Source organism: Synechococcus sp. Cu2B8-bc1011 (assembly GCF_047302735.1).
Lineage (GTDB): Bacteria > Cyanobacteriota > Cyanobacteriia > PCC-6307 > Cyanobiaceae > Synechococcus_C.
On sequence record NZ_CP138915.1, the window covers coordinates 2,181,480 to 2,194,949 of the forward strand.

At 50.0% G+C, this 13,470-nt stretch carries 22 protein-coding genes; 11 read left to right on the forward strand and 11 right to left on the reverse strand.

Annotated features, from left to right (window positions below; genetic code table 11):
• Nucleotides 1-87 precede the first annotated feature (87 nt).
• On the forward strand, nucleotides 88-252 hold the full coding sequence (locus tag SIC18_RS11335) for a hypothetical protein (RefSeq protein ID WP_157028581.1): 165 nt from the start codon (nucleotides 88-90) through the stop codon (nucleotides 250-252).
• On the opposite strand, the gene SIC18_RS11340 is transcribed toward SIC18_RS11335, so the two are convergent.
• Nucleotides 247-603, reverse strand: a complete 357-nt coding sequence (locus tag SIC18_RS11340; protein WP_413429671.1) for a hypothetical protein — start codon at nucleotides 601-603, stop codon at nucleotides 247-249. The two genes, SIC18_RS11335 and SIC18_RS11340, sit on opposite strands and share 6 nt — an antisense overlap.
• Nucleotides 604-614: 11 nt before the next feature.
• Between SIC18_RS11340 and SIC18_RS11345 the strand changes: the two genes are divergently transcribed.
• The 4 genes from SIC18_RS11345 to SIC18_RS11360 all read left to right on the forward strand — a co-directional run bounded on the left by SIC18_RS11345 (nucleotide 615) and on the right by SIC18_RS11360 (nucleotide 3,245).
• Nucleotides 615-800, forward strand: coding sequence for a hypothetical protein (locus SIC18_RS11345; RefSeq protein ID WP_048346768.1), 186 nt, complete (start codon nucleotides 615-617; stop codon nucleotides 798-800).
• Nucleotides 801-1,196: 396 nt separating this feature from the next.
• The gene (locus SIC18_RS11350; protein WP_048346769.1) at nucleotides 1,197-2,153 is read left to right on the forward strand and encodes an orange carotenoid protein N-terminal domain-containing protein; all 957 of its coding nucleotides are present in this window, start codon (nucleotides 1,197-1,199) and stop codon (nucleotides 2,151-2,153) included.
• Between the two features lie 40 nt (nucleotides 2,154-2,193).
• Nucleotides 2,194-2,889 carry a fatty acid desaturase gene (locus SIC18_RS11355; RefSeq protein ID WP_048348223.1) on the forward strand — a complete coding sequence of 232 codons (696 nt, stop codon included), beginning with the start codon at nucleotides 2,194-2,196 and terminating at the stop codon, nucleotides 2,887-2,889.
• Nucleotides 2,890-2,924: 35 nt separating this feature from the next.
• Nucleotides 2,925-3,245 (forward strand): hypothetical protein, encoded by a 321-nt coding sequence (locus SIC18_RS11360; protein WP_413429672.1) that lies wholly within the window; start codon nucleotides 2,925-2,927, stop codon nucleotides 3,243-3,245.
• A 121-nt stretch (nucleotides 3,246-3,366) separates the two neighbouring features.
• On the opposite strand, the gene SIC18_RS11365 is transcribed toward SIC18_RS11360, so the two are convergent.
• Nucleotides 3,367-3,609: a hypothetical protein gene (locus tag SIC18_RS11365; RefSeq protein ID WP_157028582.1), complete on the reverse strand. Its 243-nt coding sequence runs from the start codon at nucleotides 3,607-3,609 to the stop codon at nucleotides 3,367-3,369.
• An 84-nt stretch (nucleotides 3,610-3,693) separates the two neighbouring features.
• Between SIC18_RS11365 and SIC18_RS11370 the strand changes: the two genes are divergently transcribed.
• From SIC18_RS11370 to SIC18_RS11380, 3 genes are all read left to right on the forward strand, one after another.
• Entirely contained in the window at nucleotides 3,694-4,530 is an 837-nt protein-coding gene (locus SIC18_RS11370; RefSeq protein ID WP_048346772.1) for a sulfite exporter TauE/SafE family protein, read from the forward strand.
• A gap of 935 nt (nucleotides 4,531-5,465) precedes the next feature.
• Nucleotides 5,466-5,966 carry a hypothetical protein gene (locus tag SIC18_RS11375; RefSeq protein WP_413429673.1) on the forward strand — a complete coding sequence of 167 codons (501 nt, stop codon included), beginning with the start codon at nucleotides 5,466-5,468 and terminating at the stop codon, nucleotides 5,964-5,966.
• Between the two features lie 2 nt (nucleotides 5,967-5,968).
• Nucleotides 5,969-6,145, forward strand: coding sequence for a hypothetical protein (locus SIC18_RS11380; protein ID WP_157028583.1), 177 nt, complete (start codon nucleotides 5,969-5,971; stop codon nucleotides 6,143-6,145).
• Between the two features lie 36 nt (nucleotides 6,146-6,181).
• Here SIC18_RS11380 and SIC18_RS11385 read toward each other — a convergent pair whose 3' ends face one another.
• On the reverse strand, nucleotides 6,182-6,847 hold the full coding sequence (locus tag SIC18_RS11385; protein ID WP_413430545.1) for an SOS response-associated peptidase: 666 nt from the start codon (nucleotides 6,845-6,847) through the stop codon (nucleotides 6,182-6,184).
• Nucleotides 6,848-6,953: 106 nt separating this feature from the next.
• On the opposite strand from SIC18_RS11385, the gene SIC18_RS11390 reads away from it, so the two are divergent.
• Nucleotides 6,954-7,181: a hypothetical protein gene (locus SIC18_RS11390; protein ID WP_048348224.1), complete on the forward strand. Its 228-nt coding sequence runs from the start codon at nucleotides 6,954-6,956 to the stop codon at nucleotides 7,179-7,181.
• Between the two features lie 50 nt (nucleotides 7,182-7,231).
• Here the strand turns inward: SIC18_RS11390 and SIC18_RS11395 are convergent, their stop codons facing one another.
• The 4 genes from SIC18_RS11395 to SIC18_RS11410 form a co-directional block, all read right to left on the reverse strand.
• Nucleotides 7,232-8,110 (reverse strand): GNAT family N-acetyltransferase, encoded by an 879-nt coding sequence (locus tag SIC18_RS11395; RefSeq protein ID WP_048346777.1) that lies wholly within the window; start codon nucleotides 8,108-8,110, stop codon nucleotides 7,232-7,234.
• 141 nt (nucleotides 8,111-8,251) lie between these two features.
• Nucleotides 8,252-8,497: a hypothetical protein gene (locus SIC18_RS11400; protein ID WP_413429675.1), complete on the reverse strand. Its 246-nt coding sequence runs from the start codon at nucleotides 8,495-8,497 to the stop codon at nucleotides 8,252-8,254.
• 56 nt (nucleotides 8,498-8,553) lie between these two features.
• Nucleotides 8,554-9,033: a DoxX family protein gene (locus SIC18_RS11405; protein ID WP_048346779.1), complete on the reverse strand. Its 480-nt coding sequence runs from the start codon at nucleotides 9,031-9,033 to the stop codon at nucleotides 8,554-8,556.
• 307 nt (nucleotides 9,034-9,340) lie between these two features.
• Nucleotides 9,341-9,760 (reverse strand): nuclear transport factor 2 family protein, encoded by a 420-nt coding sequence (locus SIC18_RS11410; RefSeq protein WP_048346781.1) that lies wholly within the window; start codon nucleotides 9,758-9,760, stop codon nucleotides 9,341-9,343.
• Nucleotides 9,761-9,843: 83 nt separating this feature from the next.
• Between SIC18_RS11410 and SIC18_RS11415 the strand changes: the two genes are divergently transcribed.
• On the forward strand, nucleotides 9,844-10,062 hold the full coding sequence (locus tag SIC18_RS11415; RefSeq protein WP_048348225.1) for a chlorophyll a/b-binding protein: 219 nt from the start codon (nucleotides 9,844-9,846) through the stop codon (nucleotides 10,060-10,062).
• Between the two features lie 319 nt (nucleotides 10,063-10,381).
• Here SIC18_RS11415 and SIC18_RS11420 read toward each other — a convergent pair whose 3' ends face one another.
• Genes SIC18_RS11420 through SIC18_RS11430 form a run of 3 tightly spaced genes read right to left on the reverse strand, consistent with a single transcriptional unit; the run spans nucleotide 10,382 to nucleotide 12,263 of the window.
• Nucleotides 10,382-10,726, reverse strand: coding sequence for a molecular chaperone DnaJ (locus SIC18_RS11420; protein WP_048348226.1), 345 nt, complete (start codon nucleotides 10,724-10,726; stop codon nucleotides 10,382-10,384).
• A gap of 60 nt (nucleotides 10,727-10,786) precedes the next feature.
• Nucleotides 10,787-12,037, reverse strand: coding sequence for a glutathione S-transferase (locus tag SIC18_RS11425; RefSeq protein WP_250395371.1), 1,251 nt, complete (start codon nucleotides 12,035-12,037; stop codon nucleotides 10,787-10,789).
• A gap of 25 nt (nucleotides 12,038-12,062) precedes the next feature.
• Entirely contained in the window at nucleotides 12,063-12,263 is a 201-nt protein-coding gene (locus SIC18_RS11430; RefSeq protein ID WP_250395375.1) for a DUF1830 domain-containing protein, read from the reverse strand.
• 171 nt (nucleotides 12,264-12,434) lie between these two features.
• On the opposite strand from SIC18_RS11430, the gene SIC18_RS11435 reads away from it, so the two are divergent.
• Complete coding sequence (locus SIC18_RS11435) at nucleotides 12,435-12,908, forward strand: hypothetical protein (protein WP_413429677.1); 474 nt, start codon at nucleotides 12,435-12,437, stop codon at nucleotides 12,906-12,908.
• Here SIC18_RS11435 and SIC18_RS11440 read toward each other — a convergent pair.
• Complete coding sequence (locus tag SIC18_RS11440) at nucleotides 12,898-13,470, reverse strand: pyridoxamine 5'-phosphate oxidase family protein (protein WP_048346785.1); 573 nt, start codon at nucleotides 13,468-13,470, stop codon at nucleotides 12,898-12,900. The genes SIC18_RS11435 and SIC18_RS11440 overlap by 11 nt on opposite strands.

The following is a 13,470-nucleotide window of genomic DNA, read 5'->3' on the forward strand; positions in this document are numbered from 1 at the left end:
CAGTACCTTCTTTAGCGAAAATGCACTGGATTGAGGCGACCATCGTGCTCAAAATGCCACAGTGAACTTGGTATCGACTGGAGAGCGATGTCCCAGCGATTCACCGTTTTCTTCAAAATCACCGGTGAGAGTGTCGGCTCCATCACCGTGTTTGCCTCAGACCACGCAGCGGCTTGGGCTGCAGCTCTTGATGAATTCGGATCTCGAACGATCTCAGTGATTCGAACTGCAGATGATGACAGCGCCCTATGAACGTTGATTCAGCGTCGCTTTCAATCTGTCCCACAATTTTTGCTGCCAAGGAGTCACATCCATAGGGATGCGATCAGACGATTTCTGCTGAACCTGATCCAGTAGCTCGAGTTCACGGCGCAGTTGGCGCAGGATCGGGATCAGGGCAACTGCAGCTAGCAAGCCTGAAATCAGAAGGATCGGCAACACGATGGGGAGCAACACCCCAATCACCACCAAACCGAGGCCAACACCAAGACCAGAAATGAGTTGTTGCTGCCAACGAGGACGCGTGCGACCTGGAAGCTGTTTCATGACATCGCTGTCAGCCTTACCGCACTCTTCCACATCAGCCCCGAATGGCCAGGCCACAGCTCATCGTCTTGTACGTCAAGGGTGGAAGGTCATCGCAACGGAACAAAACAGAATCGCTGTGCGATCTGCATGAGCAAGGGGCAGAAGTGCTGCTACTCGATATCAGTGACATCGATTCAAAACATTTTCCTGTGACACAAATCCATCAAGAGTTGGAAGCTCAAGATGCGCTGATCAACAACAGAGGATTTTGAGGCAGAGAGTCTGCAGAAGCCATACCAATCCAAATAACTCAGGACCTGCTTGGAGTCAAGGTCTTCGCTGTAATCGATCTGATCCAAAGACTTTTGCCGTAAGAAAGAAAGCGTGAGAGAGAGGGAAAGAGGGGGGAGGTATCCATCTTTCCTTGATCGCGGTTCAATTTGTGCCCCCTAAAGCGGGCGGTTCCGGACCAGCAAGCTTGCCGTTGAGGCGCTTAACGATGCCGTAAGCGTGCCGAGCCTGCAGTCATACAAAGGCTTCTGCCCACACCTTTGCGGAACGGCACCCTTCGCACACTTACCAGCAATCCCATACCAGGTCAACGCCAAAACCGCGCCACCTTCGACACAGAGTGTTACGCTTCACAAAACTTCAAGAACGGAACTTCCATGTTCACGATCGATAAGGCCGCTCAGATATTCCCCGACACACGCACTGCGGATGCCGTTCCAGCGATTACCGCCCGCTACAAGTTATTGAGTGCAGAGGATCAACTCGCACTCATCTGGTTTGCCTATTTAGAGATGGGTCGCACGATCACTGTTGCAGCTCCAGGCGCTGCACGAATGGCGATCGCACAGCCAACCCTGAATGAAATTATGGGGATGAGCTTCAGCGAGCAAAGCCGTGTGATGTGCGACTTGGCAGGAAAAGTTGATGCTCCCATATCAAAGCGTTATGCCTTCTGGTCGATCAACGTGAAGCTGGGGTTCTGGTACGAACTCGGCGAGCTAATGCGTCAAGGAAAAGTTGCACCGATTCCTGCAGGCTATACGTTGTCAGCCAATGCAAACGCTGTTCTTGAATCAGTCAAGAAAGTTGAGCAGGGGCAGCAAATCAGTATCTTGCGTAACTTTGTTGTTGACATGGGTTTTGACCCCGACAGCGACGATTCAGCCATTGTTTCTGAACCGATTGTTGATCCAACACCTACAGAAGCTCGCGAAAAAGTTTTCATTCCTGGTGTATTGAATCAAACGGTTCTGGACTATATGGAATTGCTTAATTCCAATGATTTTGATGAATTAATTCAATTGTTCTTATCGGATGGTGCTCTTCAACCGCCCTTCCAAAGACCCATCGTCGGAACAGAAGCTATTCTTAGATTCTTCAAGCGCGATTGTCAGAATCTCAAGCTTTTGCCTAAGGGCGGTTATGGCGAACCCACAGATGGCGGTTTCAACCAAATCAAAGTGACTGGACAAGTTCAAACACCTTGGTTTGGAGGAGAAGTTGGCATGAATGTTGCCTGGCGTTTCCTTCTCGATGAGAACGACAAGATCTATTTCGTTGCTATCGACCTCCTCGCCTCACCAGCTGAACTTCTGAAACTTGGCAAAAGCTGAAACAATTCAGCAGCATGAGTTGGGTTTAGTACTTGCAGCAATGATTACAGCGATTTGGTTCATCACACTTGTGAGTTGCCTTTCGACAAATCTGGAGTCTTTGAAGCTTGCAGCATTAATCGCACTCGTTTTGTTGAGATCTTTTATTCAAACGGGGTTATTCATCATTGGCCACGATGCCATGCATGAAAACCTCGCACCAAAAAGACCCAAGCTCAATCATTGTATCGGATCTACTGCTCTCTTTCTTTATGCAGGTCTCAATTATCGGCTCTGCAAAAGGAATCATATTCTTCACCATTTAAAGGCAGAGACAGAAAGCGATCCTGATTACCAAGGCCATCCAAATCATTCCGTATTGCGCTGGTTTTGGGACTTCATGAGCCGATACTTGAATACCAGAACCCTCACGATTCTGGTGACGTACTGGATGACTCTCGTCATCCTTATCCCTTCAAGGCATGAACAAGCAGTTTTATCCGTTGCTGTGTTCTGCATCCTCCCTTTGATCCTCAGCGCTCTGCAACTTTTTTTTGTTGGCACCTGGTTTCCCCACCATCTCAACAAAAAGGATCCCAATCGTCAGACACCGAGAAGCTTGAGGATTCATCCATTGCTCTCGTTCGCAGCTTGCTATCACTTTGGATATCATCGCGAACACCACCTGTCACCGTCCACCCCCTGGTTTGATCTTCCGCGTTTACGTCAACGATCCCCATTGAGTCAGACGGCCTGAAGCTCCGGCTAACACCACCTCTTTTGATTCAAGTCATGACGCAAGTTGACTGGCCTTCCACAGAAACAGAAATCGCTCGTAAAGCTTTCCAAAAAGGCAACGAGCGTGCCGTGACTGTTTTAATCAGTGTCATCAAAAGCAAGAGTCAATCTTTAAATACGCTGGAATCAGTTTGTTCACTCCATGACTATCTCAGTACGGAGAGATTCGAACTAGAAGGTCGAATGGAATTCAACCATGACACCATTCTCTTTTCTCTCGCAGAAATGATGAAAAGAGAGCTTATTGAAGCCAACGACCTACAAGGATTGGACCCCAAAAAAGTTTCAAAAATCAAAGCAATGGCTCTCTTCTAAACCAGTAGTCTCATCAAGAATCAAAATTAAACCAAATCAGGAAACACTCCAACGCTGCTCTATTGATTAACTCTCTATCTCTCTAGGGAAAGACGCTAAGCCAACATTTATAAGTCGATAGTCAGAAACTTATTTGCGTATCGATTTCGTCTTGAGGGCCTTTTTCCAGTTTTTTCTGTGTTTTGGCAGCTTTCTTTAGAATTTTCTGCGCTTCGTCGCGCGTGAGACAGATCTCTGCCTTGGAAAGAAGCTTATGTAGCTTTCGATGCTGCTTCGCAGGGTTCATTGCTTGCCTATCAGAGATCCTTTGTAACATTCTTATAGGTACAGAGGCAACTACGTGGAATATTTCTTCGTTGGCCAACAACATCAGTAACCATCTGCCCTCAAAAGCCCCATTGCGGCACTGCTCAAAGCATGCTGAGAGCGCACTCAAACAGTTGCCTTAGTGCCCTGGTGGGATATCCCGATCCTGATCGGCCTTGGCCTCTTTGCGGGGGGGTTAGCTGGATTATTAGGAATCGGCGGCGGCCTGATTTTTGCGCCGGTTCTGCTCTGGCTAAACCTGCCTCCTCATCAAGCCCTTGCCACCAGCAGCTTTGCGATTGTCCCGACCGCTTTAGCCGGGACAATCGTGCATCTTCAAAGTGGACGCTTGCCTGCACGCTCAGCCTTCGCCATCGGCTTAGCAGGATTCGGATCAGCACTTTTATTTGGAGGACTCGGTGGCCTTGCCGCTGGATGGATGTTGCTCGCCATGCAGACAGCTGTGTATGTGTTGCTGGCTTTCACCATCAACGAACAGCCAGAGGCTGAGCCAGATCCAAATGCAGAAACAGTTACAGATATCGATTCAGAAAAAATGGAAAAGAAAGAAATGAACGAGCCACCCTGCTCAGACACAGACGAAACCTCCGCTCCACTGCTGGCTGGTGTGGGCTGCATCGCGGGCTGGACGGCAGGCATGCTGGGTCTCGGAGGAGGACTTGTGCTCGTACCACTGATGAGTGGGCCTTTCGCAGTCCCGATTCATCGAGCCATTCGACTCAGCACAGTGGCAGTGCTGTGCTCAGCGAGTGCGGCGTCGCTGCAATTTCTGCACGAAGGTCGGGGTATTCCCTGGATGGGACTCACGCTGGGAAGCGTGGCGGCACTAACCGCCCAATGGACCGCAAGGCGCCTCGATCTTTTCGATTCTTCAGTGTTGGTTCGTTGTCTGCGGGGACTAGCCATCGTGTTGGCCATCGACAGCAGTCGACGCGCCATTCAACTTGTCCTCAATTGACCTCTCATATCCATACACAAAGAAACAAAATGAGCGCATGATATAGAAGACCGAGCTTCACATTTCACAGATTATCAATCAATCTTTCAGGCAATTTTAAGAGCAACAAAATCCAACTCGATATTATTTGAGAACAACAAACAAAATCCATGACAAGCGCTCTGCAAGGGTTTGATTATGGCCATTCCAAAAAAAATCCACTGCGACAACTCATTGCCAAATCAGTTGTCATAGGAGTGGTTGCACCTCTTCTAGCCGCAGTTGCTCTGAGCCAAAAGCTATCCTCATCACCAACAGATCCAACTAAATTTCAACTCTGGTAATCAAAAGTCCAAATTGCAAGAAGTGGCCTATTGCCAATAACAACTCATGAAGAGAGACTATGGAAATAGCAAGCGAACTACAAATGGCCAACGATTCAAGCAAGAACAAGGACTATTGGATTGACGAAATTGCCTTCCTGGAATCAAGGCTGAACGGAAGCCAAGGCAAGATCGATTCCGAGGATCGATCGGCCTGTGAAGAAGCACTGAAGGTAGCGAAGGAGAACCTGACATCCCACATGTGATTTCACGCAGGATTCAAAACACTAAGCGATTGATGCAATGCCGAAATAAGAGTCAAAGCAGCATTGAACTAATCAATTTCAACGACAAAAACTTGACGTTGAAATGTCAAAGTAAAATCATGATCCCTTCAAAATCAAACCGCTTTCTACTGAACTGAAACTGGCCTCTCCTTTCACTTTTCACCGCAACAACACAACGATGACCCTGAACAGTCAACCCATGGAAGATATCTCCTACGGAGCAATTTGACCCACGTAAAGCGCTGATCGCCAATGGTAAGGCCACAACACTGACCTCCACTTTCAACAAAAAAGTCTCAGGGAAGGCTTCCCTGCGGCATGGTGACATCTGATTACTATCCAACTCATGCTTTGGCGCTCCTTGGTTTCCATACTGATCGCAGCTTGGTTGCTGATCAGTACCCCCGTTCTGGCCGCTGAGTTGAGGTTGAGTGACGTGGCCTTAGCTCCTTGCGACGCTCATGATCCAGGGGCACAACCCGGACAGGCTCTCGGGAATACACGCAACAACATCTCGAGTCCTGAGGGAGCGAGCTGCTACGTCCTCAGCGGGACAGTGGAGAATCCAAGCAAACGCGCTGTGGTCGATACGGATGTCTATGCACGCATTCTCGATCGCAGCGGTGAACCGGTGCTTCAAAACCGAACACGGGTTGGATCCATTGGAGATGTGGAGCCAGGGTCCCAAGCCTTTGCTCTCCGACTCGCTGTACCCAAAGGGACACCGGGACCTTTCGATGTCAAAAACCCAAGAGCACGCGGATTCAATGCTCCTGTCCGAAGTCGTGCGAATGACGACGATGAATTACTACCACTCGAACAGAATGTAGTGACGGCCCAGGATTGAAAATGAGTTCCCCGCTCAAGTCTGGATTCACCTTGCTGGGCTTGATTGCTGTGATGTTGCTCATCAGCTTGAACCCAAGAGCAGCAAATCGAGACGACCCTCTGCGATCGCTCAAAGACAATCGAATGATGACCCGCAACAGCGTGCGACGACTCAGGGAGCAACGGATCAGAGACTGATCGACCAACCTTTGGAATGAATCAGCGTTCGTTGATTCAAGGAGAGGTGATCTCAAATAGTGAGCCCTGGATGGACGTTGGGAAGGGTTCGTTTCCTCCCCGTTGAATCGGTTCCACCATCCAACCTTGAGGATCCCAACCCATGAGGAGTGGCTCTAAGGCCCGAAGCTCATACCCATCAGCTCTTGCTAGCCAGGCCTCTTCCAGACCATCCGGAATCAACACAGGCATTCGATCATGGAGCGGCTGAATGAGAGCATTCGGCGCAGTGGTGAGAATCGTGCAGGTATCCAGTTCACTCCCATCTGAGCCAAGCCAGCGTTCCCATAACCCAGCGATCCAAAAGGAACGTTGATCTCGACGGCAGACAAAGTAGTTTTTCTCGAAAAATCCTGTGGCTGGGATCAAACATCGCCGATGACGCCAAGCAGCTTTGAAACTTGACTTCTCTGCAACCGTTTCTGAGCGAGCGTTGATGGGTCTAGGGCCAGCAGAAGGGTCTTTCGCCCAAGAGGGAATCAAGCCCCACAGCATCAGAGCTGCCTCGGTCTTGCCCTCCTCTTGACGCAATCCCAACACAGGTTCCGAAGGGCGAATGAGCTCCCGAGGCGCATAGCGCGACAAATGCACATCAGACATTCGCTCCCGAATGGCCTCCGGAAGCTGAAGGGCATCTGCCTTGAGTGCAAAACGACCACACATGTCATCCATCATCAATGGCGAATGGGATCGGTGGCGGGCTCGATCAAAAATCTCACAGATGAGAGATCAAACTCGTCAGAATCGGAAAAATTTTGTTGGCGCAGGAATGCTTCCTCTCAATCCGTTTTACCTGCTGAGTGCAGGCAAGGTTGCTGGTCTTAAAGCCACCATTTTGATTTTGATGGTGATGCTGATGAAGTCCAAGCTTCTACGCATCAAGATGTCGCTTCTGGGCTCCTTGATTGGTTTCACTCTGTTGGTTGGATTTTTGCTCACAACAGGAGCCCTGACGCTCGTTGCAGGTGGAGCAGTCGTCTATGCGGCAAAGAAATAAGAAATTCAATCCCACATGGTTGTGGGAGCAGCCCAGCACTAGCTCACCGCTCAACCCAATTCCAAACAGGCCAACGCAAACACGTCGCTTAAATCAACTTTTGGTAAACCACCTCGATACATCCGCATGGTTTCCGACTCAGCCTTAAAACCAAGTGTGGCCATTAGATCATTCGCAGCAGAATTCAATCCAGGGGTATCAATTAACAACACCCCTGGGTGGCATTCTTGAAGCTTTTGGATGAGATAAGCGGCTATCCCAGGAGAATCGGCGAGGAGCGGACCGATCCTCCAACCTTCTCCATCTTGCAAAAGGCAGGGGCGAATGCGGCCGAAACCATGGCAGTTTCCCTTGTCATCAAGAATGGTAAGAACCTCACCAGATGGGTGTCCAAGCCAATCAGCAAGGAAGTGGGGCCTTGGGCTTGGCTCCCTCTGGGCGTCGTACAGCTGAACAGCTTCTAAAGGAACACTGCTCCCCTTCACCACCTGCAAACCGGGAGGAAGATCGCCCATCAAGTCTTCTGAATTGCTTTGGTTAAAGCAGCGCCAACGGGTGGTCATCGAAGACGATTCAAACCCCCATCCCGCATAGTCCAAGATTCGAGCAGGGGCTGCCTCTAAACCGATGCAGGTCAGATCAGCAAGGTGGTCGAGAGCATGCATCCAAAGCCGCTGTCCATACCCATGACCACGCTGATGGGGGACCACGAGATAAAGGCCAATAAAACCGTAATCAGGGTTGTACCGAACGCCAACGATGCAACCAATCGGCTCCTGATCGAGCCAAGCAATCCACAAACCCTGACGATCAGTCTGTCGGTAAATCTCAAGATCCCCAAGACCTGGAGCAAATCCCTCACGACGAGACCAATCCGTCACGAGTGGAATCTGGTCAGACTTCAATTCGCGAATTTGAAAACGCCCCATCCAACCGAACCAAACATGGCAAGGTTTCAATCATGGGGAGGAGCCTAGCGAAGTCATCAGAATTCATTCTTGAATATTCGTTCCAAATCCTTTCGAAACTGTTGAGAGCTCAAAGGCTGAGCTTTTTGACGAACTGAATTCCTAATCAGCAAAGAGCGGATCCACCAGATTTGAAGAGCTGCAAAGGAAAATCCCACAATCAGAAGGCTGACTGTGGGGGAATCCAGTGAAATGGCCATGGCTGTGACACTGATCAAGCAGGATGGGGTCTGAACGGGACAGAACCTTGCGCGAAATGAGTGTGGCCGAACTACTACTTCGCAACGTAGGAAAATTTGCTGCGGTATCAGGAGTAATCGGTGTGGTGATTTGGTTGAGCTGGGTCATGCTCGATGTCAAACACCTTCAGTCAGGATTCACCCTTCCTTGAAGCACTCAATGAACTAAGCAACACCATCTGAGACCACTGTGTCAATGGCACCGGATTGCCCACGTTCAAGTTCTGGACTGAAGCGACGCACAATCAATTCATCAATCGAAAACAAACCAGGACCTAAGGCCAAGACCGCAACTGCCGATGCGAAATAAAGACCTAGCAGCTCAAGCAAATAGATGTTGAAACCTGCAGTAATAATTGCGTGATAAATAGCGACAGAGATTGTTCCCATAATCGCGAGAGCACCGAAGCGTGTGAGGAGACCTGTAATCAAAAGCCAACTACCGATGACTTCAGAAAAGGCTGCGATATAGGAAAGAAGTATTGGGAAGGGAAGATGGAGTGGACGTACAAATGCGTCAGCAAAATTCTCAATATTGGCGAGCTTCTCGTAACCGTGATGAATCAAGAGAGTTCCAGTGATGACCCGAAGGATCAAAATCCCGAGATCCGAGAGAAAAGGTTTTGTCGCAATGGATCTCAGCACAGATTTTAATTCTTCTCAACATAGCTTAATAAAAACCTCGCTCCTTTGTGAAGCAAAACGTCGCCAAGACACGACATTAGGAATAAATACTCACTCACACCCAGGCCGGCGCAGGCGTCATAATGAGAGTTGTATCGGATTATTGACATGACAAGCGAAGCGTTGATCACTATTTTTCTAGGGTTTGGGGCAGCAGTGACAAGCCTTGCGTTTTGGAAACTAAGCCAGAGCCGTTCACCCCAGAATTCCTCGACCCGCTGATACAAGCCTCCTGCAGATGCTTCTTGCCTCGAGGCCGAATGTTCATTCAGTCGACGAACCTCTTGTAAAGCCAGCGAACAAACCCGCCAAGAACAGGAATAGGACCAAAGGTAGGGCCGACAAAATCGAAATAATCCCGATGACTAATGACCTTTCCATCAAAATTAAGCTTCAGCCTAGAAACTCCGGGATAGATAAACTCAATTCCCTTGATTTTTAGCCCCATCTCCCATTCAACGAAAGCGATATCGTCGTCAATCGAGATCGCACCTGGGACAAGATAGAGATCATCACACCGCTTGATCAATCCATCCTGTGCTTTGATATATGCCTCGATACCTTGAGATTCCTGCGTTGGATCTCGAAAATAAACGTTCTCGTCATACAACTCTCTCCATTGAGATTCTGTTGGTGCTGGCTGCCCATAGGGTTTGGTGAACAGAGCTTTTAAACGATCAGCATCCATGGGTTCAGGTTTAAGGCTGTCCTAAGCCTATGAAAAGAAGAGTGATCTCTGCATACCATCGAGATCAATTTGTTGGACATCTTGTGTCAAGCCAAAATTTCCAATACGAACCCGTGGAGGCTTTCGGCGAAGGCCTGACCACCAAACGCCCCTGGAATCAAGGGTCACTTGACTTTGTCGAGCGTCTCAACGGAAGAGTCGCAATGTTGGGGTTTATGGCTGCAATTATTGGAGAGTTAATAAGCGGTCATGGCCCAGCAGGTCAACTTGCAGATGTCATCCGCTGGTATTTATCGTTGTAAGCCAAACCAAAAACAATTGACCTCTACTAAGTCAATTCAATAACGGCGTTACCGAGATCAACTGAACACGGCAATTATTTGCTCATTCAATACAAAATCATTCCACATACTCAACCCAGGAGGCGAACTGAGCCAAACAATTCTCCTGATCGCCAAACAGAAACCAACAGATTATTACCATTAGACACACTAACAATGATGGCGCTAATGCACTTATAAACATTATCTCATGTCCCATCCACTCATTTGCTGTTATTTCCAAATTGGACAAACAATAATAATCAACATCAACACATCACGCTTCAAAAAAATCATCGAATCACGACGCGACAATGTCTGACATCTCAGGCTGGAGTAAAACGTCTCGGGCATTGTTCAGACGAATCATTGTCTCTGGATCACCTCCCTTATCAGGGTGATGCTGCACGGCCAATGCTTTGTGCACCCTCTTCACCACCTGTTCAGTTAACCGCCCTGAGAGAGCTAATCCCAAGGTCTGTCTCGCACAAATCGCTTCAAACTCAGGATCCCTCCCCAAGGGCTGACGCTCGCGACCATGGTTGGAATGACCAGGTTTGCGCTTGCCACTTCGGTTTCGCTTGTTCCCACCAGCATGACCTGTTCCAAAACCAGACCCCCCTGGGGCCTCTTGACCGCTCGACATGGTGATCGCACATAACGTGCCAGCCTGCCGGATCGCGATCAGCGAACGCAAAGCAAACCCTCACGGGTTCAAAAACGGCCTTGGGTCTTGATCGAAACGATGCTCAAAGGGCGGGGTGGCTGGCTCTGCCTCACCATCAAGAGCTGCTGTCGCCTCAAGGGCCTTCCTCAACAACCGAGCACTCTGCAATGGCATATCTCTCGGCACCGAAATTCGATCTCTTAAGTAACGCAGACCACTTGCACTGTCAGGATTTGGCTGGCAAGGATCGCCTGATATCAAATAGGTCAATGCAGCACGCAGGGGCTGATCAAACGCAGCACCGAGAGGATTGCGAGCCAACAGCGCAGAACGATGGCGCATAACTCTCTCGAGTGCCCTTTCAGAAGACATCACTCCATCGTCAGTCATCTCGGAAGACCAACCAGTTTCGAGTTCAGCGAGACCAGCACCTTGATCCACCGCACGCGCCATCGCTTGCTGTTCGGGACTTCCATTGCTCCAACAACCACCCATTTGTGGTGGCAAGTCGTGGGCATGGGTATGAACATCGCTTTGGGTACCGCGATAGGTCGGAAGCTGCTCCAAAGCGTTGAGCCATTGATCGATACCTGGATGCTCTTGACGAAGTGCAAAGCCCTTGAAATAGGCCAGCGATGCATTCATCCTCTCGACGTAAGGAACGAACACCAGATCTGCCGTTCCTGGATGAGCTCCACCCGGATGATCAGGATCAAGCCAATGGCCACCTCCCGCAGACAGAGCCTCCTCCATTTGACGTGCAACCGTCTGAAATTGGTCACGCGCTTGAAGCTCCTGCCGGTTGTTCAGCCTGGGAGTACAGAGCCAAATGCACCAAGCGCGAAACAAAAGACGTTCAAGATCGCGCAACCGGCGCACACGTTTGTCATGCATCCCTGCACCCAAAGGGCCAAAGGCATGCTCCAACACTTCAAGGATGCGATCACTTTCTGTAAAAAGACGTCCATCCAACTCAAGGGCTGGAAGCATTCCTGATGGCACCTTGGCGGTAAACCAGGGCTCCTTCGGCCCATAGCAGCGCATGGTGACTTTTCGAATCCGATAGGGGACTCGACGAAACTCCAGCCATAGCCAAACCTTCTGGCAATACGGGCACCAAGCATGGTGATCACGAAATAGCGTGACTCGCACCTGAGACTCCGGCTCTCCGAACAAGCGCAATGTGGCTTGTGCATTAGCTGGACCTTCACAACGCTCTGCAGGATCAGGAGCCAAGGCATCCAGCTGCTCCCAGCTCAGGACAACAGCGTTAGCGAGCAGATCGGCCATAGCCCACGTTCGGATCTATGCATGATCAAGGATCATCGAGCTTACGGTGGCTCAGGAGGGCATACTCCCTAGCCTCGGCCGTGGTGTGCAGCATTGGCTCGCCGCCATTCAGCAGCCAGAATTCCAGCCGAGCGTCATCGGGCGCTTCGAAAAAGTACACCTCTAAAGGCATCAAAACTTTTTCACAAAAGAACTGATTCTCACCAATACATTTGAGAATTATCATTTTTGAGGAGTCGTTCCGATAGCAACATTCACCCATCTAAGAATTCCGTTGACGATCAGAAGAACATCCTCTGAAAATCTCCGAAAGGTTGTCTAACTCAACACAAAAACAGACTCGTTTTAGGTTTTTTTTATTTCCAATGCGACCATTCCCTTGTCCCTGGCCTCTCTCATGAATTTCGCCATTCTGAATGCGAGAGAGAAGGCAGTGCGCTTAACAGGCACTGGTCTCAAGAGCATTGATCTCCTGGGATGCTGGCATCTGCAAACGATTTGGTCGAAGGCAGACCCAAAAGCCAATCCATTTAGCAGCTGGATGCTGAGAAGCCTGAATGCCCGCCTGGAGATCAAAGCAGGGCTAGGGATCAACTGCAAAGACTTGCGTCTTACGAACGCCATCAACTTGGGGCCTGTTGAACTCAAATTTCAAGGTCCAGGTTGGTTGAAAGGGAAGCGGCCATTACTGATGTTTCACTTTGACTCGCTAACTTTGCGGATTGGTGGACTTGTCTTGCTCAAAAAAGCATTGCCCGCTCCAGATCAAAAGCGCACCCCTTTTTTTGCTCTGATCGAACGCAATCCTGATGGCTGGATGGCGGCCCGTGGACGCGGTGGCGGACTCGCGCTCTGGATACTCAAGGATTGATCCTTTGTTCTTGCCATTGCGTGGCGGACAACCACAGCCGTCGCACGTGCGGATGTGGCTTGAGATCGAGCTGCTCGATGCGATGCAAGGAAATCCGAAGCAGGCGCAAATGCTCTGGCATCGCCGAATCGTCTGACACCTCCTGAGGCCATGGGCCTTGTGGATCAAACGGATCACCGGGAGGGGGCCAGGCCCAGACCGATCGCCCAGGTGGTGAGAGCCGCTTCCACTCTTGATTCAAGGCCACAACATCCCCTGTCGGAGCGATCAGTCTTGCCGTTCCACGGAGGCGAAACTGCTCGCGAGCCTTACGAAACAACCAGCACAACTCCACCTCAGGTGTTCGTTCAATCTCTAAACACTTCTCACTGCGGGCATCAGTGAGCAGATCCATGGTCGCCGCCGCACTCCAATCGCGGAAAACGAGCGTTCGCACTCTGGGGCAACCATCAACCCCAAGACTTGCAAGCTGCACCCAGCGACCACCTGGTAACCGGCCTTCCCGCTTGAGTGCCGCAATCAAGAGTGGTCTCCAAGGAGGGAGCTTCTGGGCTGCATCCAT

What these genes read in the sequence shown, in the direction of transcription:
- SIC18_RS11335 (WP_157028581.1), top strand. Translation starts at nt 88, where the DNA reads ATGTCCCAGCGATTCACCGTTTTCTTCAAAATCACCGGTGAGAGTGTC.
- SIC18_RS11350 (WP_048346769.1), top strand. Translation starts at nt 1,197, where the DNA reads ATGTTCACGATCGATAAGGCCGCTCAGATATTCCCCGACACACGCACT.
- SIC18_RS11355 (WP_048348223.1), top strand. Translation starts at nt 2,194, where the DNA reads ATGATTACAGCGATTTGGTTCATCACACTTGTGAGTTGCCTTTCGACA.
- SIC18_RS11360 (WP_413429672.1), top strand. Translation starts at nt 2,925, where the DNA reads ATGACGCAAGTTGACTGGCCTTCCACAGAAACAGAAATCGCTCGTAAA.
- SIC18_RS11375 (WP_413429673.1), top strand. Translation starts at nt 5,466, where the DNA reads ATGCTTTGGCGCTCCTTGGTTTCCATACTGATCGCAGCTTGGTTGCTG.
- SIC18_RS11380 (WP_157028583.1), top strand. Translation starts at nt 5,969, where the DNA reads ATGAGTTCCCCGCTCAAGTCTGGATTCACCTTGCTGGGCTTGATTGCT.
- SIC18_RS11385 (WP_413430545.1), bottom strand. Translation starts at nt 6,847, where the DNA reads ATGTGTGGTCGTTTTGCACTCAAGGCAGATGCCCTTCAGCTTCCGGAG.
- SIC18_RS11390 (WP_048348224.1), top strand. Translation starts at nt 6,954, where the DNA reads ATGCTTCCTCTCAATCCGTTTTACCTGCTGAGTGCAGGCAAGGTTGCT.
- SIC18_RS11395 (WP_048346777.1), bottom strand. Translation starts at nt 8,110, where the DNA reads ATGGGGCGTTTTCAAATTCGCGAATTGAAGTCTGACCAGATTCCACTC.
- SIC18_RS11400 (WP_413429675.1), bottom strand. Translation starts at nt 8,497, where the DNA reads ATGACCCAGCTCAACCAAATCACCACACCGATTACTCCTGATACCGCA.
- SIC18_RS11410 (WP_048346781.1), bottom strand. Translation starts at nt 9,760, where the DNA reads ATGGATGCTGATCGTTTAAAAGCTCTGTTCACCAAACCCTATGGGCAG.
- SIC18_RS11420 (WP_048348226.1), bottom strand. Translation starts at nt 10,726, where the DNA reads ATGTCGAGCGGTCAAGAGGCCCCAGGGGGGTCTGGTTTTGGAACAGGT.
- SIC18_RS11425 (WP_250395371.1), bottom strand. Translation starts at nt 12,037, where the DNA reads ATGGCCGATCTGCTCGCTAACGCTGTTGTCCTGAGCTGGGAGCAGCTG.
- SIC18_RS11430 (WP_250395375.1), bottom strand. Translation starts at nt 12,263, where the DNA reads ATGATAATTCTCAAATGTATTGGTGAGAATCAGTTCTTTTGTGAAAAA.
- SIC18_RS11435 (WP_413429677.1), top strand. Translation starts at nt 12,435, where the DNA reads ATGAATTTCGCCATTCTGAATGCGAGAGAGAAGGCAGTGCGCTTAACA.
- SIC18_RS11440 (WP_048346785.1), bottom strand. Translation starts at nt 13,470, where the DNA reads ATGGATGCAGCCCAGAAGCTCCCTCCTTGGAGACCACTCTTGATTGCG.